We start from the raw sequence: 25,540 nt of genomic DNA on the forward strand, positions 1-25,540 counted from the left end.
TTCAGTAATTTTTAAAAAGTCACATTAAGACCGAAGGTCACACCAGACATAGCGGGAACACCGTTATAATCAATACCTACAGAACTAGAACCTACTGCTCCAGAACCAGCAGCTGAGGTTTCTGGATCCATACCTTTGTAGTTTGTCCATAACAAAAGATTAGTCCCTGTCAAAGTTGCAGTAAGCCCTTTAATTGCTTTGACTCTACTAAGCGTGCTTTTAGGTAATGAATAAGCTAGAGAAATAGTACGTAGCCGCAACCAATTTGTATTAGTCATATAATTTGCCGACTCTAAATTATATGCTCCCCCCTCTTGATAATAACTATTTATAATTTCCTCTCCACTTCTATCTTGATTACCGACCTTATACATCTTTCCAACCTCATATTCAAAAGTCTTAACATCTGAATAAATAGGAGTCTTATCAGGATTCTCTCCAGTCTTTACGACTCCATTAAGTGTCAACTTTTCACGATTCATTGAGCGATTACTCATTCCCATTGTGGTCATATAATAATCCGTTCCATTATAAACATGTCCACCTATGCGATAATCCAACAGGAATGACAGATTCCAATTTTTATATTGAAAATTATTATTAATACCACCAAATATCTTAGGCTCACGATTACCAATTTCATGTGTAACTAACCCATCAGATTGAGGCATTCCTGATTCCGCATTCAAGACCAAATGTCCCTCAGAACTCCTCAGCCATTTTGAACCAGATATAGCCATAAAGTTCCCGCCATTAAAAGATGCAGCCTTAGCATTACCAACCTGAACATCAGTAACATACAACACATCCATACCAGGCAGAAGGTTCTCAACTTTTCCTTTATTTCGAGAAGCATTAATAGTTAAATCCCATCTAAAGTTTTCTTTCTTGATAGCTGATATTTTAGCTGACAACTCCAAACCATTATTTACAATTTCGCCTGCATTTGTCCACATTAAGATATACCCAGTTGTCTGTGATGTACGAGGTTGCATTAATTGGTTAATACTTCTATTTTTATAATAAGTAAACTCTAACCCTAAACGACTTCCAAATAAATTAACATCTACCCCATACTCTTGTGATTCTGTAATCTCAGGGAGTAATTCTCGATTCCCCCTTAACCAATCATTACGTACACCAACCCCAGTTCCACCATTATATAAAGTATATTCTGCAGGAGTAACCACATAGGTATTGGTAACATAAGGACTAGCATCTTTACCGACACGAGCCCAAGATGCCCTAACTTTTCCAAAAGAAAGAATATCATTCTGTGGGATAAATTCAGAGAAAATAAAACTTCCCGATACCGAAGGGTAGAAATAGGATCTATTATCAATTGGTAAAGTCGAAGTCCAATCGTTCCGTCCCGTTACTGTTAAATAGGCAAAGTTTTTGTAAGCAGCCCGATACTCTCCATAAAAACCAACAAGTCGCTTTCTAGTTTTTTGTTGTGCAGCAGCACGGTCGGTAAGTGCTGTGTTCGTATACGCATAAAAACCAGGAATTATAAAATTCCATCCTTTTCGTCCGTTGTACTCAACATTCGTCATCTCTGCAGTAGACCCCAGTAATAAGTTCATATCAAAATCTCCAATTTTCTTTTTAAAATTCGTCATGATATTTGAACTTACAAACTGGAACTCCGTATCATTTTCTGACAACAGTCCTTTTTGATAAATCTGAGAAACTCCCGAACCTGGCTCAGTAAAACGATTAGTTTTTTGCATATATCTGTCGATACCGACTGTATAGTTAAGATCCCACCAATCGGTAATATCAATACTAGCTTTGAGACTACCAGTTAGACGTTTAGTATTATCAGTTTTAGGCATCTTATTCATTATCCAATAAGGACTATCAAAGTCAGACACTACTTGTTGCCAATCAAAAGGTCTATATTTTGACCCGTCTTCATTCAACCAATGTGACATATCCATATCCCCAGGCCAAATAAAAGCACCTTGAACAGCACCCGCACCACTATATCCATACAAGCCACCTGAAGTTAAAGAGCTTAGCTGGTCTGCATTTGAATAGGCAACGTTAGCGCCCACCTTCAAAATCCCATAATTCTGTTGGCCGTTAAATCTAAATGTCGTTTTATTATAGTCAGTCCCCGGGAGAATTCCATTTTGCCTAAAATCGGATGCAGAAAGATAGAAATTACCTGTTTTTGAACCACCAGATAGACTTACAGAATTGTCCCATGTTGTTGACCCTTGAAAAAAGTCTTTCATGTTATTGTATCTAGCATCATTCGGTCCAAATTTGGCACCCCAAGATTGCATAGTAGTCGTAGCATCCCCCTCCATCAATGTACCATCCTGCTGATAAAAACCTCTTTTATAAAGATTTTGTTGTTCAGGAAAGCGATTAGCCCAATTTGACACAAAACGAGAGTTTACAGCTACACTAGCAGTACCTTCCTTTCCATTTTTTGTGGTGATTAGAATGACCCCAGCTGCTGCCCTAGACCCATAAAGAGCCGCTGCTGCAGGCCCCTTAAGGACCGAAACATTCTCTATATCTTCTGGGTTAATATCCATAACCCGGTTGCTGTACGTAGAGTTCGTCGAAGAACCTCCATCAAACAAGCTATTCCCATTAACACTTGTCGAATTATCATATATAACTCCATCGACAACAAATAAGGGCTGATTGTCCCTTTCTAATGATGTCCCTCCACGCAATATGATACTTGCACCAGCACCGGCACCGCCACTTGTTTGCGTTACATTAACTCCCGCGATTTTACCTGCCAAAGAATTTACAATATTGGCCGTCTTATTCTTCATGAGTTCCTCACTCCCAAGGTCCTGTACCGAATACCCTAGGGCCTTCTTCTCTTTCTTAATACCCATCGCTGTTACAATAACCTCATCGATAGCCTCTTCGGATCCGATCAACTTGATATTGTAAACATTGCCTGATCCCACCAACTGTGAAGTCTCTCCAGAACCAACTGCTCTAAAGATCAATGTTTCGCCTGGCGCAGCCTGGATTGAGAAAGAACCGTCTACATTCGTCTGTACCGAACGCGTAGTACCTTTTACAATAACAGTCACGTTGCTCAGACCACCTCCATCCGAAGAGGTTACCTTACCCGAAACTGCTTTTTGCTGTGCCATCAAACAGGATGCATAAAGACACACCCCGAAGAAAGTAAATAAAAATTTCCTTTTCATGTGTTTGATAGTTTGTTAAAAATTGTGTTTATTTTCTAATAATAGGTTTGTACACCAATAATTTAGTTAGACAAGTGTACGAAAAAAAAAGCGCTTATGCGTTTTTTTGCGCAACTATTTTTCAAAAGTTCACAAATAATAATTCTGCCAACTAACAAATTATTCGAACAAAAACCAAAAAAAGACACACACACCTGAACAAACACCCTTAAAAACTGCAAATCAAACAGATAACATCACAACCACTATTCTTCAGGGATGATTATCAAAAAAGCATGCAAACGCAAAGTGTATTATTACTCCAAAATAAATTATTTCTCTTTCGACTTGAACCACAGCAAAAAATCATCTGCATCATTCTTCGAAACTACAATCTGCTGCGTATAACCTTCAGCCAATTCTAAGATCACTCCCTTATCCGGTCTAGGTTTAGTTCCCGATATTATATCACGGTGTACCACCGCATTACGGCCAGCCTTTCTATACACCTTCTTATCCAAACAACTATACAGTACTGTTAATGTATGATTATCTTCATAAAATTCGCCTACCCCATAATATATTTTATTAATCCCCTCACTATGCCATATCAGTTTTACAGGGATATCCAACAGCCTGATATCCTCACCATCTCGGATCGCGATGACCGGATTCTCCTCCGCTATCGTTTCCTCCTCCTTATCTCCACCTATTACTTCCTCTTCTTTTTTTGTCAATAGCTCGAAATACGCATCTTTGAGCGATTCTATACAGCAGAAAAAACTATATACCAAAGGGACAATTAGTGAAAACGGAATCTGAAACAAACGATAATTCATCCTTACCAACTGCCTATTGGTAATCCGCTCATACACTTCATCGTATGCTTCCATAAACAAAAAACCTCCGACAATAGCCGTTATCATCTGTATAAACATGCGTCCGTAATAGCCATCCTTCCAGGGTTGTCTGACATCGAGATACGCCGTCATTCCGTAAATATATTCCATCACACAACCCACCAATATCCAAGAAAAAAACAGATCAAAATAATAGGCCCAATTGAAAACTACAAGTTCGAAAAACCGTGACCCTTTGCCCATTTTAACGCCCAAAAGCGACATACAAATAGCGATTATAACTGCCCATACCCAACGCAGTATGCGTTTTTCTTTATCACTAAATTTAGGTGATTCGTCATCCCCATTCTCCATAAAATGTAAAATCATAACTCCTCGGTTTAAACACTAAAATACTGGCTAACATAATATTACAAAAACAAACTCACAATTTCAAAAAACTTGGCAGGATATCACCATATCTCACGAATATCCGTGGATAAATACGGGAAAAAGTGGGTTCCTTATTTCCTTTGCTTTAGATCAGACAACGACGGATTAAAAAAATATTGGTGAGCGTACCGAGAGCTGAACCATCTTTCCCGATGGTATATCGTTCTGAGCAAAATAGACACAGGCAGTGAGACCCGCTATTTATATCCTTCGGTACGCCATAGGGCTGGATGGGATAGCTCAGGACACAGGGACGCGGGTACAGCGATACAGTGCAAACAAAACCAGTGGGCAGGACGCGCCAAGGCTGCGCCGCTGAGAACAAGGAGCCTTGGCGGAGCAAATAACAGTATAGAATACCAATTGAGATGAAATATCCATGTAGCAGGACTGCACAAACATGAATGAAAACACTTTGGATATTCCATATGACTATTAAAAGGCAAATTATTTACAGATGAAAAGAGTAGACACAGCATTACACATCATGACAGCATGGCTCGCCAGTATGCGATCACTGTCTCTATCCGCAAGATTACGGATCAAGCTGTGCATACCCTTGACTACCACAGTAGCCTTTAGCTTATTCTATCGACAACCAGACGTGTACATGAGCACACGCTTGCTCCGCCAGAGCCTCTTAGCCCAGCAGAGAGTCATCAACAGAATCTGGTACCGGCTCAAGTTTGCCGTATTCACGGGCAGCTCGGCTGTTCGGCCTCTAGGAGGCTGGCTGACCAAGCCCCCAGCATACTCCGAATGTACTTCGGAAAACCCTCGACCGCATCACTGAGAGGCAAACCCGTGATGCACACTAAACAATAAGATTTAAAAACATTTAAAACAATGCTTATGCGTTCTTTAAAAAACAACTGGCTAAGCGCTGGTATTACATTATTATTTTTATTGGGAGCTTTCTTTGTGGTAAGAGCGATGGAGAAAAAAGAAATCAAAGAAACGATTCCCAAATCAAAACAACCTGTACAAAAAGCAGAAGTTCTTTACACTTTCGAATATAAGGGACCTGACTTCAGTAAGGCAAACGTTGAGAACGAAGCGAATTGGGTTTACACTCCGAATACAGAGCTCTGCGAAGGATCGGAAGAAATCCCCTGCCGGATACAGGTATCACAATCTTATGTTGATAATCCAACAACTTCACCTACATTGAAATCAATGACAAACATTACTGCTGATTTAAACCCAATAAGTAATACTCATTTTGTAGATGGAATAGCAGATGCTTCTGGCGTAATTTCGAATAGAGCATTGTAAACCAAATTACCTCACTCTACTTAACGAATCCCCTCCACCTTACATTATTTTGTAGGAAAGGAGGGGATTTTCTAAACTGCCGACTAGTTTTGTTCTATCCCGGTAATCCGAATAATATCATCAGGTAACGGCAAAGCGTAAAACTTATCATTAGGCTCTAATTGAAAGATTTTTCCATCTACGATCCTAGTCGGTGAAATACCGGCACCTTCTTTATTCAACCTTTTTATATCAATCCACCGAAGACCTCTCATTAACAACTCTTTTCTACGCTCACGAAGTATAAGTTCTAATGCTACTTGAGCAGTTGTAACCTGAAGATGGACATAATTGACCTTATTATTCCACCTTGATTTAAGCAAGCTATTTAAATCCGACATTGCTCTCTCAACATTCCCTAATCTAGCATTGCATTCTGCTCGTATCAAATAGAGCTCATCTACAGCTATTCCTGAAAAAAAGATATTTGCATCAGCAGCATAACTCCCTTTAAATTGATGGTAACCACTATTTGCTCTAAAGAATCCAGCTTTTCTCAAATCATTATCATCATAACTTGCGTATAGTAACGTATCAATTTTCGCTCTTGCAGGTCGGTGAAGTCCAAATCCTGCGAACATCTCGGTATAAAAAACAATCTCTTTATTGAATTTCTTGAAAGGAACAGTGTTACCTATACTACCATTTATATCCGAATCAACATTATAATCCATCAACTTATTCTTTATTGCGAGCGCCCTATCCACATATTTCAATGCGCTATCAGGAATCGACATCGAAAGATACGTACGCGCCAATAGTCCGTAGACAGCAGCTTTTGATGGTCGCATAACGTGCTGCGGATGATCCGGAAGACAAAGCGATGCATCCTTCAGGTCTCCAATGATTTGCTCATATGTCTCCCTCACTGAGGAACGTACCGATTTGACATTGAAATCCGACCCCGTCCGCAGGACTACACCTAAGTCATGACCCGCGGTCGACTCATCGTATACCTTCGCATGCTGCCACGCTAACAAAAGGTAATAATATGATCTAAAAAAAAGAGCAGTACCTCTAACATTGTCCCAACTAGACTTATTAACCATTGACCTTCCGATGTCTTCTAATCGCTCTAGACACAAATTTGCGTTATAAACGACTTGGTAGGATTTAGACCAATCATTTCCATAACTATAATATTCTGGATTATAACTGTAAATTAATGAATATCCTGATGCAATGGACGCCAGTGTTGATGGCGTCAAAAAAATATCGTCAGCCATCGATTCCATAAACCCCGGAGTACTTGTATTCATCGTCACTGCATCATCTAATAATGCTTGTAAATCTTCGATTGACGAAGGAGTAACCAAGCTCTTATCAGATTTCTCTTCTAGGAACTTTTCACAAGACAATGTCCCTAAGAGAATGCCTAGACACAAAATAACACATATATTTCTCATAAATTATCAAATTAAAAACTTGACCTAACTCCCAATGCTATCGTACGTGACTGTGGGTAGGTAGATGGATAGTCAGGGTCAACATTAGCATTATTAGCGCGCCACAGAATTCCAAGATTAGATGCTATAGCATAGAGTTGTAAACGTTCAAAAGGTAGGCTTTTAGTGTTCTTCTTAATCAAAACGTCATAAGAGATATTAATATAATTAAGCCTCACGTGATCCCCTCTAACTACATTAACGTCTGAGGTCGCATAAAAGGCATCTCTACCAGAAACACTCGAAAAATCAAAAGAAGACACATCAGTCAAAAATTCATCACCTGCCTGCCTCCATCTCTTAGCATAATCAGCATGCCCCACTCCTCTATCAACCAATGATGAGTATGAAATTGCAGATTTAAAGAGATAGTACTTGAACTTGTACCCGATATTTACAGCGAGCGACAGCCTATCCCAAACAAATGTATTAATCAGAGAGCCAAAATATTCAGGCACAGCAGTCCCTTTGTATACCACATTCTCACTTCTACCTTCAGAATATGCTTCTTTACTGATCTCTGTATAATCCGTACTAAGCTCTCCATTCAGATATCCCTGAGGATTCCCTGCCTCATCCAGACCTCCCCACTTATAAGCAGCTATCGCATACAAAGGCTGTCCAATTACAGGATTAATACTATTACCCGTAGATGTTGACGCTATTTTTGCACCTGAGCTAAAATAATCAGTAGTCTTGCTCATATTGTAATTAAACAACACAGAAGTATTCCATTGCACACCTTTACTCAGATTCCTTGAATTTAAGACAACGTCAACACCATTTCCTTCCATAGCAGCGATATTCTTTATAATTTCCGAACTCCTTCCCCACGCGGTATAATCATAAGGTGTCGTTCCATAAAGATCGGTTCCTTTCTTCCGATAGTATTCCACCGTCCCACTTATCCTTTTATCTATTGATGCAAATTCAACTTTTAAATTGAGTTGAGCAGACTGCTCCCAGCGTAGCTCAGGGTTATTCAATGTAGATATTCTTGCAAATCGTAATCTTGTAGCAGCATAGGTCGCATAACTAGCGACAGGCAATGCAGACCTACTTAAATCTACATTACCACTATGCCCATAAGTAGCGGTCAATTTCAAAAAAGGCAAAAGAGAGTTAAATATGTAAAATTTTTCGTCAGAGACATTCCACCCCATACCAACTGACCATAAAGGCTTCCACTTATCATTTGTATTAGCACCAAAGATATTCGACCCGTCAGCTCTTGCACTAGCTGACAAAAGATACTTTTTATCATAGATGTAAAGTGCATTGCTATATCCAGAGATAAAACGGTTATTAATATTGGAAAGCACTCCTCCAGAAGGCAAACTTGACATATTTCCGGTTATTAGATTAGGATATGAATTCACAAAATCTACATTCGTATAGGTGAGAGGATCATCATAATATCCATAATATACAGAAGCCATGCTATGATTTTTGGCTTCTCTAGCTTCTGTTCCTACTATAAAAGAAACGCGATGCTGCTTCCATGTACGGTCAAAATCCGCTTGAGCCCTCACTGTATGTGACTCTCGACTCCCCAAGGCACTGTTTCTAACTCCGCCTCTAGGTACAACATTTATGACTAGTCCTGTCGATGGGTTTAACTGGCTATAAGAGTTTACCAAATTTCTAGCATAGAAACTTTCCTCATCCGCTATTGTATTGGACTCGCTAGATTGACGTTGATACTGGTATTTAAGGCTAAAATTAACACCAGGTACTATTTTATAAGTTAGTCCCACATTACCAAACAGCTCGTTCTGTCTATTATGCGTCCTATTATGTTTAAAATCTTCCAAAGGATAATACTTCCAGTCCAACAATTTACCACCCGCCACAGTATCCGTATAAACACCCCTATAGTTAGGAGATACCGCTAGAGAATTACCATATTCATCTGCAAAGCTCAAGTATGATGGCCATCTACCAGACACCTGCGTATTATTATACGCGAGTCTTCCAGATTCCGAGGTACTATTTGTATAGTATAATCCTGTCGAAACCGTGACACTCTCTACTGGTCGAAACATATGATTCGCTTTTAGGTTCACCTTGGCATTTTTACTATAAGATACATCCTTACTATTATCATACCCAGCAGAAACATTATAACTATGTTTATAGCCACCTCCAGCTACGCTCAAGTTATGCTGCTGAGTCACCCCTGTCCCATAAAAGTATTTGTCGTACTCATCTCGAATATCCGTATTGATGAACTTGTTAATTCGCTGCGCAGAATCCGCAGCTGATATCTCTCCCATTCGCCTCTGTAAAAAAACTTCAACAGCAGGAGTTAATGCAGAATAAGGTGTTCCATTAATTCGACTATCAAAATACCCTCTATCAAATAACATACGCTCTACATCAATATAATCTTTGGAAGACATCGTAGGATAATAATATAAATCAGGTTTTGCAGACACTATCATATTTGAATTAAATCCGAATCGCATAGGTTGGTTCAGTCTTCCCCGTTTAGTTGTAATCACAATCACACCATTTCCCGCTCTCGCTCCCCAAATACTTGCAGCCGAAGCATCTTTTAAAACAGAGACATTCTCAACATCATTCGGATTTATATTATTGACATCTCCCTCATAGATGAAATCATCCAGAATAATCAAAGGGTCCAACGGCCCGTTTATGGTACTCAGTCCCCGTATCGAAATATTCGTTTCATTCTGTGGATTACCGTTCTGTCTACCTTTAGTAAATGCAAGACCACTAGTGACACCATCCAGCCTCTGTAGAATATTTACACCTGCCTGCTGGCTCAAGTCCTTCTGGTTCAAACTCACTGTTGATCCATTTATCTCATTTGGTTTTAAGGTTTGATAGCCCGTATTTACAACATTGACTTCTTCAATTAAATTAGCCAGAGGTATCATCTCTAATTCCAACAATCCATCAATCTGATCGACAGGAAATACGAGCCTCTCAAATCCTACATTCGTAACAATTAACGTATCTGGCAGTCGAGGTATCAATATATCGAACAATCCATTTTTTGTCACCGTCACATTTTTGCTCACTAGGGCTCGCACGGTGAATTCGACTCTTTCGAGACCACCATCTTTAATTGAAACACGGCCCCTAAAACGGTTAATTTTGTCCTGAGCTAAGCTAGCTACCGTAATTAAACACAGCACCACAGCCATAATCGTATTTAGCCTCATCTTAATGTTCCTTTAGCTTCAATTCGACATTCCTACCATCCACGACCCCGAAAATATTATCTCGGGTCACTTCCTGAGAAGATGTTATCGCTCTAACTACACCTTCTTTTCCTATCCATACATAGTGAGGGATAAATTTTCTAGGAAACACCTGCTTCAGCACTTTATCATTAACGACAAAAGGAAGGCTAATTGCACTTTCTAAATTTGAGATGAATGTGCCAACTTTTTCATATGAATCTCCTGTTCCTTCAATACTATTCACCAATACAAACTGTATGTCCTCCTTAAGTGAAAAATTAAGTGAGTCTAGTTTAGGAAAGGCCTTAACACAACTCCCACACCATGTAGCCCAAAAATCAAGTATAATCAGTTTGCCACGATAGTCATTTAGGGCAATAGTATCTTTACCTTCAGGATGGTTTATAACCTGCATGGGCATATCCCAAAGTTCTTCTGGAATTGTATCGCCAATCTGCAAAGGCTTAATCTTGTTAAGCCCTACGGCTTCCTGTCCACTAACAGGTAAGACCGTAAGGCAACTAAACAACACACAGAATATTATAGTTAGTGATAATGTTCTAATTGTTAGTAGATTGGAGGGAAATTGGTTTTCAAAAAAGAGCATACCTCTCCCACCCCTTAAAAAATTGTTCATTTTAAAAGATTTAGTTTTAAGGCAAAATCGTAAAACTGCAAAATCGACCTATAGATCGGTTTCACTTAATCCACGGTTTTACCGCACTTAATAAATTGATTCTAAAAAATCGGCAGTCCCCTTTTGGTGGTCTATATCTTGGATTTCATAATGTTTATAATTGGGCTGCACCGAAACGATTGGTCACATGGACCACCTGTCGTCGACCGAACTATTCGGGAGCACAGATTAGATTTTTTTGAAGTTGTTTTTTTAGGATTATCATAACTCACTTTTTAAATTTATCTCTTTAAAAATAGCGAGCGGAGGAAAATGAAAAACGACATAGTCCTCTACTCGTCCCCTCCCCAGCCAGGTCGGAAAGACGAGTGAGCTACCTATGCCGTAATTCCAAATATATGAATAAAATATATAGGCACGATCATAGGAGCATCACTCGAAACATCCTACTTCCTATTATTTGGCTGGGGAGAGTTGGACGTATTAAGTTCGCTCAATGTCAAATACATTCTGACATTCAAACTGATATATACAAAAACTACTAATTCATTTTTCCTTGTTTTGTCTTCAAATATAGGAATAAAAATAAAAACCTCCAAATTTAGGAGGTTTAAAAAACTTATTCGGGGGTTTGATATTCTAAAAAGAACACAATACTCTCCAAATTTGTATCATGGAAGACTCTATAGGTAATTATATTCGTCGATATCTCAGAAATAATGGAATATCTAACACAGAAGCAGGAGATTCTATTGGTTTATCCGAATCTGCTTTTGAAAAGGTATTAATGAAGGATGATATACATATCAATAGGTTGCTAAAGCTATCCTCCTATCTTGATAAAAATCTACTAGAATACTATTATGAAAAGGACCCCTTAGTAAGATTTAAGAAAAACGAAGTTGCAGATTTATTACAAAAAATAGAATTCTTAGAAAACTCTCTTCAACAACAAGCTAAGGCTATCATTGACAAAGATAAAATCATAGAGTTTCAAGATAAGCTAATATCTGAACTTGAAGGAAAACTAAATAGCTAACGACTACATCTTTGGTTCCTCTTTGCAATCTCAAAAACCCTCCCTATATTCGACAACAATCTACGGTTAATACACGCTGGATTCTCCCTTAAACTACCTTGAGTCCGTGTTGAGTCCGAGTCCACTCCATGTTGAGACCGAGCCTACCTTAGACCTAGGGCAGTAGCACCTTAGGCCCAGCTCGCACACAGTTACCTTCTTAATAGGTTCTTAATACTATCTATAGTATAGCTATGATGCAGCACATCTACATCTCCCGGTATAATTAAAGTCCTTATTTGTATAAACTCAAAATTCATTTATATAGAAATAATAACGTCCTGACGCAGGATATTCCTGCCAATAGAAATTAATATCCAGAGGTTGCTGTTTATCGATAAAATCAATAAATGTTGTAGCCTTATCACGTTGCCCCCGATGTATCATAGGATTTTCAAAGCGTCCAGATGCAGCGTTAAGCACGAATGATACTACAAGGTTAGCTGTAGGCATTTGATGTACATTATTAAGCTGAATCTTCACCAAATTTTGCTCAAACAACGCATCCATAACAATCACTTCGTTCAAACCAACTGCTTCAAACGCTACGGTATCCTTAGAAAATGGAGATAAATTGATTGAAACCATAGTCTTAGCAAGCTTTCCATAATAAATAGTAGGCTGCCAAGGAATTTCCTTTACACCATCCAAATACGGAAGGATTTTATTTGACCCCATAAACGTCGGATTACCTCTTTCATCCACATATACTTCCAATTTAGGAATATGTACAACATATTGATTGAAATCAAAATCATTATTCTTTAGATCGGTTAATAGTCTTTTAGCAAACGTCCGATAACCTACACTAGGATATGAAAAGTAATTTGTAAAATTCGGGAAGTCTTCTGATGGTATTGATCGCCCTATTGAGGTATAAACTTCAGTCGAATAAAGGTCCCAATAAGCATTTAAAGAATACATACCTGACTCTAACAATCCCGCTTTTTTAAATATATTCTGAATTTTGAGCAAAATTAGCTCTGAGCCTTGATTGTCACCGTTTCGAAAAACTATTTCTCCGTCATCCTCCACTGTAAACCCCACATTATAACTCATCCCTCTTATTAACTCGTCCTTCAGCACTCCGTTCAAATCGTCAGTGACCGAGCGAGACACCTGCCCAAACGCACAAACATTCATGTAGCATATTAAAACTAAAAGAAAAACTCTCATACTAGATTGATGCTATCTTCATAGGGTTTCCATAATATTTACAATTCAAGACCAAAAATACCAGTCCTGACTAGACCAAGAATCATTACCACAGGAAAGCCAGAGGCCCATAAAATGAACAGGAAAAAAGTGATACATAGAAAGGACATCGCTGGTGGTGCCCCTACTACTGACTATCACTCTCCAATGGCTGATTGCATTGTTATTTGCTTTCAAACCACACCTCATTAGTAGCATACTCATCAAAAACAAAGAACACCAAACCGAAAAGGTATCTTTGCCATTTGACTCAAAAGAGCTCTTAAAATCAGCTTTAGTTATTATCGGCACTACTGTAATACTCTTAAGCCTGCCCGACCTCATCCTTGCAACGGTCAAGTATATAAATTTGGTGCAGACCAACGATCCGAACAAAAGCTTTGACCTTACGAATATTGCGACAAGTGGTCTAAAGATAATCCTATCCTTAGGACTCATTTACTTTTCGGCCCCAATCAGTCTATATTTTTGCAGGTCAGGCATAAACCGATAAATCGAATACCAACCGCTTTATAACACTAAGCTTGAGCAATAGGTTCTTTAAAATTCAAATCAAAGAGTCCTTGCCGGTGCCCCTTGTAATCAACACGAAATCAACCTAACCAATCGGTTTCAAATGCCAGGTCTCCTGCACTTTTCCTTTATTCCTCAACGCTTCTAGCTGCAACGCTGTCCCATGTTCAAAAAGCCGAGCTACACCACTGTATCTCTCAAACTCGGGCACATATCTTTCTATTACCTCAAAACCATTCGCAGAGAAAAACTGCTCGGCCTGTTCGAAACTTTCGAAGAGATGCTGCTTTACGCCCTTCTTTCTAAAGAACGCATCCCATTTTTTATCACCATCACTTCCGACACGATCTGTCTCATGTTTCAAATAGATATCTGCAGTAATCCAAGTACCACCATACGTACACAGAAAACGATGGATATTTTTCAGAATTCGCTCCTGTTCGTCCTTATCGAAATATAGCAACAAACCTTCATTCAAGATTGTCACAGGTCCATCCATCATAGGGTAAGTGTCAAAATCCCTAACATCTAATGATTGTATCTCGAAGTTAACAGGAGCATTGATACGCCAAGTATCCAATATCTCTTTTTTCTTATGGACGATAACCTCCAAGTCCGTATCGACATATCGCATAGCTGGGTTTGTCTGACAAAAATCTAATCCGCGATAAGAAAACCCAGATGAGATTTCCAAGACATTACTGGTCGTAGTCCGCTCCAAAAAATATGTCAGCGAGCGATATCTCATCTCAAAATGAACCACACTCACCCAAAATCCAAAATCTTGAGGTGGCTCTACACCAATTCCAAAATATTGTGCAACCTCTTTAGCATAAGGAATCGTATCTGCGGCCGATTTAAATCTTAACAGCTCGCACGCAGTATCTGTAATCTCTTCTAACATCATATATTCATTTTATGATGCAAATTTCAGTTAATCCAGATTATCAAAATTGTAAAAAGTAGACCGTTATTGTGTTTTTTTAACAAACTGATTTCCCAATCTATTGCTCTTCCCTAAAAAAGAGCCCGGTTTGGTATTCAACATCTTATTAAAATCATGGATAAAATGAGCTTCGTCATAATAAAAATCATACAAACCATCTTTTTTGCCTCGCTCCCTGTCACGAACAAAATGATTATAAACCTCTCTAAAGCGGATTATCGAAGTATACTCCTTCGGTGTACAACCTACCTGAGCCTTAAACAGCTTATTTAAATAGCGTTGCGAACCTTCAACAGAAACCATAAGATCTTTAATCAGAATATTACCTTTAGCTTTGTCAATCTCCTGAACGAGCTGTATAACACGCTGATCAGGCATAAACTTTAATCTCTTCAAAAGTAGCCTAATCAGTTGCCCCAAAGCCCCCTCAACATCTCCACTAAAATCCTCTAATATTATATCTTCGTCCGCTTTAGTCAACGAGGTCACCGAATTAACAAATTGTGACAATTCGCCACCAACAAAAGCATAATAACCATAAGGCTTGAAACTAATACCCAAAGAGTTTACAGGTTCGGCACCTCGTATATCTATTTTAGCCGTATGCAGCCCCACAAGGTGCAGGTCATACAAAGGGTGGACAAACTCCTTGTTGTGCATTAGATGACTATACACTCCTTTATAATTCCAAAGTACCACCCAACGCCCACTCGGCACCACTACAGCCTGTTCGTCTGGGTCCAATGTTTCTGGACTCTCGAACGACCATATGGATTCCACATAAGGCTGTAATGCTTCGGGTATAGGATAGTATCTTAAATGCATTGGATTTCTACAATATAAAAATAGGCATTTATCCTTGTTTCAAACAAAAAAGCGCTCAATTGTATTGAGCGCTTTTCACGATAATCATATAAACAAAAACTAATTCATACGCATCATTTCTACAACCTTAGGCTTGGCATTTAAATATTTAGAATACCCTGCCCTATACGACTGCATCTCTATATTGAGCCGTTTGATCAGTGCATCCTTAGCATCTTTATCGCCTTCAACCCGAACCAACCAGCTGACTCTGGAATTAGAATCATCCAACTCTTTCGTAAAAAATGCGAACATTACATCCTTTATGCCTTTTGGCAGCGATGTATCCTTATAATCAAAGGCTAAAAAACGATGCTGTTCATCTACCTGCTTTAACAACTCTTCTCGTTTACTACCATCCGCAAAAGTAACCTCACGTAATATCGGCTGGATATTATCTTTATTGACAATAGAAGTAACATATCCTTCAGAAAGCTTGCTCACTAAAGTATAATCTTTCAACAGCGACCATAGAGAATCACGCTCGATAGGCACATCCAACTCTACATTAACAGACCACTCCACTTTCTTGGCAGCGGCCATCTGTGCCTTACTATGACCAATATTCAGAAAAATGAATAAGGCTAGAGCAATCAATTTAAAGTTCATACTTAATAAATTTAATCTTTTGATTTGAAAAAACAGAAGAAGTATTATTGCATACGCATCATCGGAACGGCTTGCGTTGTACCTTTTAGGTACTTCGCAAAACCGGACTTATAGGCCTGCACTTCGGCTTCCATCTGTTGTCTCAACAATTCTTTTGCGTCTTTATCTCCCTCAATAATGACATCCCACACGATCTCCGCACCGCCCTCTTTTCTTTCTCTAGCAAAAACAGCTATCTGAGCTGACTTAACTCCTTTAGGCAAAGAGCTATCTTTGAATTTGCTGACATAGAACCGATGTTGCGTCTCAAACTGCGTCAACAATTCCTCTCTTGTCGTACCATTCTTAAGTTTTACCTCACGGAGGATCGGCATAATAGCGTCTTTATTCTCAATAGATAATACGTAGCCATCACTCAATTGAGGCACTATACTATGATCGATCATCAGGCTCCAAAGTGAATCCCGCTCTACCGATACCTCTAGCTTACCTTCTACAGTAGGCGTAATGCGTACCGCAGCAGCCATCTGTGCATACACAGAACTACTAGCAAGCCCGAAAATTACGCCCAATAATAATACAATCTTCTTCATATCTAGATTAGTTAGGCATATATTTAGCCAGTTCTTTTTCTAGGTTTTCACCTCTTAAGTTTCTAGCTACTACCTTACCATTACTATCCAATAGGAAATTCATCGGAATAGCCGTAATGTTATAATACTGTGCTGCTTCATTCTTCCAACCTTTCAGATCAGAAACCTGAACCCAAGGCATTTTATCATCTTTCACTGCCTTTAACCAGTTGTCCCTTTTGTCATCCAAAGAAATTGCAAACACATCAAATCCTTTGCCTTTGAACGCGTTGTAAGCCTTTAATACATGCGGGTTCTCCGCACGACAAGGGCCACACCAAGACGCCCAAAAGTCTACCAAAACGTATTTTTTACCTTTTAAGAAGTCATAAAGATTAACATTCTTGCCATTTGCATCAGGCTGTGTGATATTGATGAATTTAGCCCCATCTTCCGTTTTCTTAGCAGCAGCTTCCGCCTTAGCAATACTCTCTTTTACTTCTTTCGCTTCAGTCAACCAAGGATATTTCTCGATCAGCGGATTGACATACTCCAAAATAAAATCTTTATCTCTTCTAGAGCTTACATATCCTAATGCATACACCATCTGTGGTTCATTTTTGAAAGCACGAACGAAAACTTTCGCCGAGTTACTGTTTCTTTCAAACTGATCCATCACCAAGTCGGACAATGATTTGGTCAATGCCGTATCTTTAATCTGCATAGCCATATATTGACGCTTGCCAGCAGCAATAGAAGTCTGGTAGTTCTGATACGTTTCCCAGTTCAACATATTAATTAACTGATTATCCTTTCCCTCGGACTCAATAAAGATATAGGGTGGGTTTTTGATTTTCATTTTTGCCGTATCTTCGCCGCGGAAATCGATTTTCAAATCATCTTTATCAGCCCAAAAGGTAATACGATCCCAAGCAAAAACATCCAACGTATAAAGACGAGGATTCTTAACGGGCACCTTAATTTCGTACGTACTATCCGCCTTCAATTGGATTGTCTGATAGACCTCTGCATCTTTTCCCCCTTTGTCTTTCAATACAAAAGGAAACTTCTCCTGATGCTCTTTACTTGGTGGAAAATTAACTTTCCCTTTCACCGTGATATAATCACGCTTCTGCGCAAACACACCTGTAGTCATCAATAGACCAGCAACAACACTTAATATTATTCTTCTCATCTTACTATGTTAATATATTAAAATTTAATGTTAAAAATTTCTTCTAATTTCTTCTCCATCTCTCCCCCACCTTTAGGATCAAAGCCGATCTCTTTCATAATAATTTTGCCCGTTGGATCAATCAGGTAGGATGTAGGGACTGCGCTGACGTTAAAAAATTCGTACGACACCTTCCGGTCATCATATAGCTGTGGCCAAGGATTAGCTTCATCGCTTACAGCCTTGAGCCATGCTGACTTATTCTGATCGATGGAGATATTCACGATTTCAAAGTTCTTTCCTTTCAATTTGCTGTACACCTCTCTGATACGTGGGAAAGATGCCCGACATGGCGAGCACCAAGATGCCCAAAAATCCAACAATACATACTTGCCTTTATGTTGCTCAAAAGACTGCGTCTTCCCATGTTGATCCGGCAACTCAAAGTTCTTTACAATAGCTCCTACATACGCATTTTTCAATCCTTGAATCTTAGCATATAAGGTCTTACCTGCATCCGTGGATTTTGATTTATCCGACATGCGGTTGTAATAATCTTCCGCACGCGGCGTAGGTAGATTGGATAATGTATTTAAAACCAACGTAGCCGAAACGATTTTATTACCGTCAAAATATTTATTCAGGAGTGAATCGTAACCTTTGCTGATCAAGCCTTCGCGATAAGTATTCGCCACCTCAAATTGAGCATTCCCCTTTTGGAGTGCTTCTTCACCATATTTCGCGATAGCAGCTTGTCGTGCCCCCATAAACACTTTAGGCCGCTCCTCATTATAGCTAAAATAGGTCACAGCAGAAGGCATACCTTTTACAGTAGCAGACGACAATCCTTTTACAATGTCGAACTCCACATTGATGGTACCCGATTGATCAAAAAACAGCACAAGTGGCGAATACATACGTCTTTTTTTCTGATCATATTGGATAGAAATAGCACGAGATCCAGCAACAGGTTCATTAACATTGATCTCAAATTTACCATTCTTAATCTCTGCAGAATCTTTGGCACTCTGGGTATAAAAATACACCTTATTATACCCTTCGGTATCACCTGTCACAGTACCGGCTACTTTTACTTTTAATTGGCCTATTGCCATTTGGCTGCATAATAATGCGAGGCCTGTATATAATAATCTTCTCATAGTTTTTTATTGTAAGGACCAGGCTTTACGTACTGGCGAACGCTCCATCACGAGTCGTATACGCTCCACCTGTCCCTGTGTCAAACTGTTTCTTAAAGAAGCATAGCGTATATCATCCATTGCGTTATTGGCTAAAAACTTATACCCATCAACACTGACCTTCATCAGCCCCGTTGAGACATTGGCCGTCTGTGAGCTCCCTGTCAAATACTTGCGTGTGTCTGAAACATAATCGGTTATTGTAGTTCCCGAAGAATTCGTAGGATAGGTCGCATAGTAGGATGCGAAATAAGAAGCAAGCTCTATACGGTTACTCCTATTCGGGAAAAAAGCCGTACGATGTAAGGCCAACCCATAGTTATCGTAAAACAAGTTCTGTGGCACATCTGCTTCTGATTGAACAACTTTATCTATCCCAGCAATTGGAGTCCCCTCAGCCGGAACTACTTGATAAATTGGTCTACTTGTCCCAATGTTTGTATTGGCAGGCATCGGTAAGACATAGATATTGACAAACTTACTCTTATTCCACTGATATGCTGGTGTTGCATCTATTTTTGTTTTAAAATTATTTGGAATATAGGCCGCAGTCGGACTTGTCTTCCAAGAAGCATCATACTGAATCTTATTATAACCCGGTATGGGCAACGCTGCGCCTGTAGCATTATATTTTGCTAGTCTAAATTCAACATTTGCATTTCCCCCATTCGGATCCATCCCCACTTTATTACTGAATATCTCATTCACGTAAGCGATACCCTCTTGTAGCATTTTGGGAGTTATGGATTGATAGGTCAATGGATCGTATTGATCATCTGTTGCACTCAGCTCAAAAACGTGAAATATCACATCCACATATCGTTTTTCACCGGCATCTTTTGGTTGACGAATAGTAACCACTTTCGTTGCCGATTTAGCATTACCAATCTGCACATGACAACTTATTGACGTTTTTGACAAGTCTGTTGTACTATAAATAGTCCCATCAATCAATTGCCCATCTACAAAAACCTTTACTTCTTCCTTTGGTAGCACCGTATAATCGACGAACATCAACGTATCTTTTGCGGCACCAGACTTACTTTCTAACCTTACGGTACGAAATGCTTCAATTACAAATTGCAATGCCGCTTTACCATCAGCAATCAAAGTAGGACTACCTGCAGAAAACCCTATAGAATCAATATCGGCCACAGTTGGCTGATATACCTGATACTCAAAACCATCTTTCTTACAGCTCTGTAAAGCCAGTAAAACCATAAGGATATATATAATATTTTTCATCTCTTTCTTTCCTTAAAAATTAAAACACAATGGTTGTCCAACCTTCATTCGGAATGATATCCGGATTTTCCTGTAACTCAGCGACCGGAATAGGCAATGCATAATGATAATCGCCAGGCGTTACCTTCACATTATAATCCTTATTAAAAAAACGTAGGTTTCTATCAATATCTCCGATTTTGTACCGTTTCAGATCCAACCAACGCTTATCTGTATCACAGAAAAACTCTTTACGGCGCTCCTTAACGATTTCATCCAATAACGTCTGTCCACTCAATCCGCCAACTGCTGTAGCACCACGGAAGCCTTTAAACTTATTAAGCGTAGCTAAAGCTTCATCAACCTTTCCATTACGATAGTAACTTTCTGCTAAGATTAAATAAGCTTCTTCAGGAGCGAATATATGCATGCGCATTTTTTTCGTTGTAGCATTATCGGGCCAGCTCGCTGCCAGTCTATCTCCTGTAAAATAAATCTGCTTACGAAAATCGCTCGCATCAAATGAAGCAAAAAAGTCTAAAGGAACTTTCAAACTAGATGGATCTCCAAAATTTGCTCCGTACATCGGGCTCATAGATCCAAAAGCCACACTCTGTACATACACCGCAGGATATTCTGTATTTAAGTTTGTGTGAACATTTAAAAACTCCGTCATTGTTTTCGGAATATAGGTATCTACACCATCGACTGCACTAAAAGCATAGCGCTCTGCCTCGGTATAGTCAGTACTTTCCTTAGAAGATGACTCTGCTTTAAACCAATATATCTGTGCCAAAAAATTTTGTATGTATCGTTGATTAAAGAAAATACTGTATCCGACATTAGGCCCTACTTCTTCATATAAAGCCAATGCTTTCTTCAAATCTCCTATCAACACCCCATAAACTTCGGAAGACTTCTTGCGCTTCATGTTGATGCCTACCACTTCCTTACCTGTATGTAGGTATAGTGGTATCCCCAGCTCCTCATTGTCCATTGGTGCAAAATACTGTTGTAGCTTGAAGATATAATAAGCTCTATGTACCAACATCTCCCCCTGCACCCGTTTCAATTCTGCAGGATCAGCCCCTTTCAACTCTTCCGATTGATCAATAAGCGCATTTAAAAATCCTATAACCTCATAATACTTGGTCCATATAGCATCTGTCGTGGCACGATCATTCATTAAAAATTTATCCGCATAAAACCGCTCCTGTGCATTAAAGTTACCTGGCGATAGATAGGTGCCCATATTGGCTTCGAAATCAATATTATCAGAATGCGCCTCTAGCATCATCTGATGAGCCTCGGTCACCACAGGCATAATACCGACGATAGGCTGTGTACTGGAGCGTGTGAAAGCATCCAGATAGCCCGCTAAAACAGACTTCAAGTCAGCGAGTGTTTCAACAGCGCGTTGATTTTTAGGCGGAAGATCTAAAAATTTTGTACAGCTATTGAACAATAGCCCTCCAAATATAATGTATACGATAAATATCTTTTTCATATGTACTTAAATTTATTGCTCTATTAAAAGCCAACATTTAAAGAAAATGTATAACTACGTGTAGTTGGATAACCGAATGCCAATTGTGTCTCTGGATCTGTACCCGAATATGGCGATATGGTAAATAGATTATTTGCCATCAACCCTAACTGCAACTGCTTAATAACTTTTTTAAACATAGTAGGGTTAGCACGCCATTGCAAAGCAATCTCTGTACACTTAATATAAGCGCCAGACTCAATATCCTTATCTGTTAGATAACCAACATAGTTTGAGATATTTTGCGAATAGAAAGGAATGTCTGTCACATCGCCGTATTGCTTCCAACGGTATTGTTGATTTTTCAGGCGATTCGTACGGCTCGCTGTGATATCATCAGTCTGTCCACTTGGGCCTTCGCGACGATCCTGAAAGCCCTTGATCATATTACCATCTGCAAATACGAAATTGCTCGTTAGCGTATAATTTTTATACCGTATTCTAGTATTAAACCCGCCATATAGCTTCGGATCCTGCTGTCCTAAGTGATAGGACCTATATTTTGTTTTCAGATCTGCATCCTTAATCGTAGACAAGTCAATCAGTTCGTCACCAACTACATTCTGATCTGTATCCAATCGCTGTGCATACACCATCATGTGTCCATTTGTCGGATCAATATGGCTATACTTATATCCAAACCAAGATTTTAAGGCGTAGTTTTCCACATTCTGTGTGCTTAAGCTTGCCACGGATGGGGTACGTTTGTAATACACCTCATCAAGATTATTCTTAACAGTAGTTAAATTAGCCCCAAGCTCCCACAACCAGTCTTGATTTTTAATGGCTTCGACCCGGGCAGACAATTCCCAACCTTTGTTTGACAGCGAACCTACGTTGACCGCAGCAGACGAACGTCCAACTGAGACAGGCAACATCACTTTATCCAACAAATCTGTCACCTTATTATCGTAGTAATTCGCCTCCAAGTTTACTCTACTATTCAAAACCGATAGCTGTACACCATAGTTGATATCCCGCTTCTTTTCCCATTTCAACACCGGATTACCATAATCAAAACCGTTTGCCTTTATCACGTCATCATAGACCAATGCAGACAATTTGTACGTATGGAATGGGTAAACTGAGCGATTGATACTACCTGTATAACCATAACCGTAGGAGAACACCAATCGATTCAGCCACGAGGCATTTTCTTTTACAAATGCTTCTTCGTGTGCATTCCATTTTGCACCGGCAGACCAAAGTGGTGTAAACTGATTGGCCGAGCCGATAATATCCACACCATCTGAGCGGAAGTTGGCATTCAGCACATATTTATTATCATAGGCGTAAGCCGCTGATCCTATAAAAGATACCGATCTATTTTTCTCATAATAGGTACCTCCAAGAAGACTTAAATCTAACTCTTTATACCTCGTTTTTTGTATATCATCCCAAGAAGGGTATCCTCCCATACGGTAATCTTGCAGGTAGACAGGGTTGTAATGAAAGAACCTGTTATTAGTCCGCTCCGACACCTCATTGGCAACAAATCCCTGTACAAAATGTTTCTGTGCAAATGTCCGATTATATTCGACCGTATTCCGTACGGTATAATCAATCGTTTTACCTGAGTTTTCTTCCAAAAACCCTTGATTAAATTTTTCCAAAAGTCCTGCTCCAACCGTCTTAGCCTTATTTAACCAATTGTCCGCATACGAACGGTAAGTGCCCGCACGAGATTCATCCATAGTCTGCACATTGGTATAGTTCAATACTGCAGATCCCCGATATTGGAATCCTTCTAAAAACTTCCATTCCACACCGATCTGCCCCCTTACATTACCATAATCAGTCGTCAAGGTGTTTTCGCGCAATTCACGCACCATGTTATAGTTTTCGTAGTTCATATAAGACGATATCCCTACATCTCCACGGATATCCCTATAACTATTATCCCATGCATAGGAACCATCGGTATTATAAGGGCGTTCATAAGGATTGGCAAACATCGCATAACGGAAAGGATCCAATTTAGATTGTCCTTCTCTGTTTTTCTTAATAGTCGAATACAGGTTGAAATCTACCAATAGCTTTTCTGTAAAATTACGCGTCAACTTGGCATTCATTCCTCCCTGCTTAAACTTATTTTCCATCAATGTACCATTGGCATCTTGATAGTTTGCGGAAACATTGTACTGTAGTTTTGTGCTTCCTCCCGACATTGCCACATTGTGCGACTGTTGATATGCCGGATTGTATAGCACATCGATCCAGTCTGTATTGATTTGAGCTAATTCTCCAATTTGTCTTTCTGCCTCTGCCGAAGTAATCATACCATTGTCTGCCTGTCTCAACAACTGATTGACACGGCCACCATACATCGGGTGAAAACTCTGATAGATCTCACGTTCGAAAGCAATCTTCTCTGCAGAATTCATAAAATTGAATCCATTTTTAGGACGCATCGTTAAGCCTTGCTTCGTGGTATAGTTGATATAATCCTTACCTACTTCGCCACGCTTTGTTGTAATAACGATAACACCATTAGCAGCACGGGCCCCGTAGATTGAAGCTGCAGTAGCATCCCGTAGGATGTCAATTGAAGCGATATCTTCTGGTGGAATATTACCAATACCATTGGTTAATAAGCTATTGATATTGGAACTTGTATTATCCATTCCTGCATCTTCTCCATTCTGTAAGGGCATTCCATCTAAAATAATCAATGGCTCGGCACTACCCGTCATCGTATTGCTACCCCGGATCACGATAGATCCAGTCTCTCCTGGTCTGCCAGATCCTGAGCGTACATATACCCCTGTCATCTTACCCCGCAATGCTTTATCAACGGTTGTGATACCTGCTCCTTCTAGGTCTTCACCCTTTATGGACGATACATTACCTACCAACTTGCTGCGCTCACGCTTCTGCAAACCTGTAGAGACAACGACATCTTCTATCTCTTGTGCTCTAATCTTTAAAGCTACCATGACCGTCTTCTCCGCACCGACGATTAACTCAGCAGGATGATAACCAATACTGTTAGCGACAATAGATTGTGCAGGAGCAACACGCTGCATCTTAAAATTACCGTCTTTATCGGTAGATGTTCCAATCTTCGTCCCTTTAATCAAGAGCGTCGCACCTACAACTGGCTTCCCGTTTTCATCTACAACTTTTCCTTTAATGGTATCTCTTTGAGCTGTTTGCATAGCCACAGCAGCCGTTGAGGTAGCCGTTGCCTTTTCAGTCTTTTTCTTCACCAATACCTGTTGTCCAGAGATTTTGAATTCGAGATTCGTCTCTTTCTCCAACAGTTGGATAACACGTTCGATAGTACAATTGGTACAATCAAAAGAAATTGCAGGAGAACTCGCTACTGCTTTGTCGTACAGAAAAACATATTTGCTTTGCTTTTCTATCTGATTGAAAATAGTCGTCAACGACTTTTGCTTAGCCGAAATATTAATCTGCGCTAAGGCCATTCCCACTTGAAAAACAGCGAGGCACAACAGTATCCACTGTATCGGATACGCTCTCAGATGCCTGTACTTCATGAAAAAATGCTTCATAATGGTTTTGAG

18 protein-coding genes are annotated in these 25,540 nt (G+C 39.5%); 3 read left to right on the plus strand and 15 right to left on the minus strand.

The window, feature by feature from the left end:
* Positions 1 to 11: 11 nt before the first annotated feature.
* Both CLV99_RS19260 and CLV99_RS19265 read right to left on the minus strand, forming a co-directional pair.
* A complete protein-coding gene (locus CLV99_RS19260; RefSeq protein WP_133586138.1) occupies positions 12 to 3,191 on the minus strand; it encodes a SusC/RagA family TonB-linked outer membrane protein in 3,180 nt (1,059 codons plus the stop codon).
* 311 nt (positions 3,192 to 3,502) lie between these two features.
* Positions 3,503 to 4,399 (minus strand): hypothetical protein, encoded by an 897-nt coding sequence (locus tag CLV99_RS19265; RefSeq protein WP_133586139.1) that lies wholly within the window; start codon positions 4,397 to 4,399, stop codon positions 3,503 to 3,505.
* Positions 4,400 to 5,314: 915 nt separating this feature from the next.
* Between CLV99_RS19265 and CLV99_RS19270 the strand changes: the two genes are divergently transcribed.
* Complete coding sequence (locus tag CLV99_RS19270; RefSeq protein ID WP_133586140.1) at positions 5,315 to 5,737, plus strand: hypothetical protein; 423 nt, start codon at positions 5,315 to 5,317, stop codon at positions 5,735 to 5,737.
* A gap of 83 nt (positions 5,738 to 5,820) precedes the next feature.
* Here CLV99_RS19270 and CLV99_RS19275 read toward each other — a convergent pair whose 3' ends face one another.
* The 3 genes from CLV99_RS19275 to CLV99_RS19285 are packed head-to-tail and all read right to left on the minus strand — an operon-like array spanning position 5,821 to position 11,070.
* Positions 5,821 to 7,182 carry a RagB/SusD family nutrient uptake outer membrane protein gene (locus CLV99_RS19275; protein ID WP_133586141.1) on the minus strand — a complete coding sequence of 454 codons (1,362 nt, stop codon included), beginning with the start codon at positions 7,180 to 7,182 and terminating at the stop codon, positions 5,821 to 5,823.
* A gap of 11 nt (positions 7,183 to 7,193) precedes the next feature.
* On the minus strand, positions 7,194 to 10,412 hold the full coding sequence (locus tag CLV99_RS19280; RefSeq protein WP_133586142.1) for a SusC/RagA family TonB-linked outer membrane protein: 3,219 nt from the start codon (positions 10,410 to 10,412) through the stop codon (positions 7,194 to 7,196).
* Between the two features lies 1 nt (position 10,413).
* Complete coding sequence (locus tag CLV99_RS19285; RefSeq protein WP_133586143.1) at positions 10,414 to 11,070, minus strand: TlpA family protein disulfide reductase; 657 nt, start codon at positions 11,068 to 11,070, stop codon at positions 10,414 to 10,416.
* Positions 11,071 to 11,743: 673 nt separating this feature from the next.
* On the opposite strand from CLV99_RS19285, the gene CLV99_RS19290 reads away from it, so the two are divergent.
* Entirely contained in the window at positions 11,744 to 12,109 is a 366-nt protein-coding gene (locus CLV99_RS19290) for a hypothetical protein (RefSeq protein ID WP_133586144.1), read from the plus strand.
* Positions 12,110 to 12,397: 288 nt separating this feature from the next.
* Here CLV99_RS19290 and CLV99_RS19295 read toward each other — a convergent pair whose 3' ends face one another.
* Complete coding sequence (locus CLV99_RS19295) at positions 12,398 to 13,291, minus strand: hypothetical protein (RefSeq protein ID WP_133586145.1); 894 nt, start codon at positions 13,289 to 13,291, stop codon at positions 12,398 to 12,400.
* A gap of 187 nt (positions 13,292 to 13,478) precedes the next feature.
* On the opposite strand from CLV99_RS19295, the gene CLV99_RS19300 reads away from it, so the two are divergent.
* Positions 13,479 to 13,856, plus strand: a complete 378-nt coding sequence (locus CLV99_RS19300; RefSeq protein ID WP_133586146.1) for a hypothetical protein — start codon at positions 13,479 to 13,481, stop codon at positions 13,854 to 13,856.
* Between the two features lie 105 nt (positions 13,857 to 13,961).
* Here the strand turns inward: CLV99_RS19300 and CLV99_RS19305 are convergent, their stop codons facing one another.
* The 9 genes from CLV99_RS19305 to CLV99_RS19345 all read right to left on the minus strand — a co-directional run bounded on the left by CLV99_RS19305 (position 13,962) and on the right by CLV99_RS19345 (position 25,528).
* Positions 13,962 to 14,783 (minus strand): hypothetical protein, encoded by an 822-nt coding sequence (locus tag CLV99_RS19305; RefSeq protein ID WP_133586147.1) that lies wholly within the window; start codon positions 14,781 to 14,783, stop codon positions 13,962 to 13,964.
* A 63-nt stretch (positions 14,784 to 14,846) separates the two neighbouring features.
* Positions 14,847 to 15,647 (minus strand): DUF6597 domain-containing transcriptional factor, encoded by an 801-nt coding sequence (locus CLV99_RS19310; RefSeq protein WP_133586148.1) that lies wholly within the window; start codon positions 15,645 to 15,647, stop codon positions 14,847 to 14,849.
* A gap of 99 nt (positions 15,648 to 15,746) precedes the next feature.
* Positions 15,747 to 16,295 carry an SRPBCC family protein gene (locus tag CLV99_RS19315; protein ID WP_133586149.1) on the minus strand — a complete coding sequence of 183 codons (549 nt, stop codon included), beginning with the start codon at positions 16,293 to 16,295 and terminating at the stop codon, positions 15,747 to 15,749.
* A 44-nt stretch (positions 16,296 to 16,339) separates the two neighbouring features.
* The gene (locus CLV99_RS19320) at positions 16,340 to 16,888 is read right to left on the minus strand and encodes a hypothetical protein (RefSeq protein WP_133586150.1); all 549 of its coding nucleotides are present in this window, start codon (positions 16,886 to 16,888) and stop codon (positions 16,340 to 16,342) included.
* Positions 16,889 to 16,895: 7 nt separating this feature from the next.
* Entirely contained in the window at positions 16,896 to 18,062 is a 1,167-nt protein-coding gene (locus CLV99_RS19325; protein ID WP_133586151.1) for a TlpA family protein disulfide reductase, read from the minus strand.
* A 17-nt stretch (positions 18,063 to 18,079) separates the two neighbouring features.
* Positions 18,080 to 19,201: a TlpA disulfide reductase family protein gene (locus tag CLV99_RS19330; protein WP_133586152.1), complete on the minus strand. Its 1,122-nt coding sequence runs from the start codon at positions 19,199 to 19,201 to the stop codon at positions 18,080 to 18,082.
* Positions 19,202 to 19,207: 6 nt separating this feature from the next.
* Positions 19,208 to 20,485 carry a M43 family zinc metalloprotease gene (locus CLV99_RS19335; RefSeq protein WP_133586153.1) on the minus strand — a complete coding sequence of 426 codons (1,278 nt, stop codon included), beginning with the start codon at positions 20,483 to 20,485 and terminating at the stop codon, positions 19,208 to 19,210.
* 19 nt (positions 20,486 to 20,504) lie between these two features.
* On the minus strand, positions 20,505 to 21,971 hold the full coding sequence (locus tag CLV99_RS19340) for a RagB/SusD family nutrient uptake outer membrane protein (RefSeq protein ID WP_133586154.1): 1,467 nt from the start codon (positions 21,969 to 21,971) through the stop codon (positions 20,505 to 20,507).
* Positions 21,972 to 21,994: 23 nt separating this feature from the next.
* Positions 21,995 to 25,528: a SusC/RagA family TonB-linked outer membrane protein gene (locus CLV99_RS19345; RefSeq protein WP_133586155.1), complete on the minus strand. Its 3,534-nt coding sequence runs from the start codon at positions 25,526 to 25,528 to the stop codon at positions 21,995 to 21,997.
* Between the last annotated feature and the right edge of the window lie 12 nt (positions 25,529 to 25,540).

Source organism: Sphingobacterium yanglingense, assembly GCF_004363245.1.
GTDB classification, from domain to species: Bacteria; Bacteroidota; Bacteroidia; order Sphingobacteriales; family Sphingobacteriaceae; genus Sphingobacterium; species Sphingobacterium yanglingense.

Coding starts and splice junctions, on each gene's coding strand:
- CLV99_RS19340 (WP_133586154.1), bottom strand. CDS start 21,971: ATGAAAAAGATATTTATCGTATACATTATATTTGGAGGGCTATTGTTC.
- CLV99_RS19285 (WP_133586143.1), bottom strand. CDS start 11,070: ATGAACAATTTTTTAAGGGGTGGGAGAGGTATGCTCTTTTTTGAAAAC.
- CLV99_RS19270 (WP_133586140.1), top strand. CDS start 5,315: ATGCGTTCTTTAAAAAACAACTGGCTAAGCGCTGGTATTACATTATTA.
- CLV99_RS19290 (WP_133586144.1), top strand. CDS start 11,744: ATGGAAGACTCTATAGGTAATTATATTCGTCGATATCTCAGAAATAAT.
- CLV99_RS19335 (WP_133586153.1), bottom strand. CDS start 20,485: ATGAAAAATATTATATATATCCTTATGGTTTTACTGGCTTTACAGAGC.
- CLV99_RS19325 (WP_133586151.1), bottom strand. CDS start 18,062: ATGAGAAGAATAATATTAAGTGTTGTTGCTGGTCTATTGATGACTACA.
- CLV99_RS19345 (WP_133586155.1), bottom strand. CDS start 25,528: ATGAAGCATTTTTTCATGAAGTACAGGCATCTGAGAGCGTATCCGATA.
- CLV99_RS19295 (WP_133586145.1), bottom strand. CDS start 13,291: ATGAATGTTTGTGCGTTTGGGCAGGTGTCTCGCTCGGTCACTGACGAT.
- CLV99_RS19330 (WP_133586152.1), bottom strand. CDS start 19,201: ATGAGAAGATTATTATATACAGGCCTCGCATTATTATGCAGCCAAATG.
- CLV99_RS19305 (WP_133586147.1), bottom strand. CDS start 14,783: ATGATGTTAGAAGAGATTACAGATACTGCGTGCGAGCTGTTAAGATTT.
- CLV99_RS19310 (WP_133586148.1), bottom strand. CDS start 15,647: ATGCATTTAAGATACTATCCTATACCCGAAGCATTACAGCCTTATGTG.
- CLV99_RS19260 (WP_133586138.1), bottom strand. CDS start 3,191: ATGAAAAGGAAATTTTTATTTACTTTCTTCGGGGTGTGTCTTTATGCA.
- CLV99_RS19275 (WP_133586141.1), bottom strand. CDS start 7,182: ATGAGAAATATATGTGTTATTTTGTGTCTAGGCATTCTCTTAGGGACA.
- CLV99_RS19320 (WP_133586150.1), bottom strand. CDS start 16,888: ATGAAGAAGATTGTATTATTATTGGGCGTAATTTTCGGGCTTGCTAGT.
- CLV99_RS19265 (WP_133586139.1), bottom strand. CDS start 4,399: ATGATTTTACATTTTATGGAGAATGGGGATGACGAATCACCTAAATTT.
- CLV99_RS19280 (WP_133586142.1), bottom strand. CDS start 10,412: ATGAGGCTAAATACGATTATGGCTGTGGTGCTGTGTTTAATTACGGTA.
- CLV99_RS19315 (WP_133586149.1), bottom strand. CDS start 16,295: ATGAACTTTAAATTGATTGCTCTAGCCTTATTCATTTTTCTGAATATT.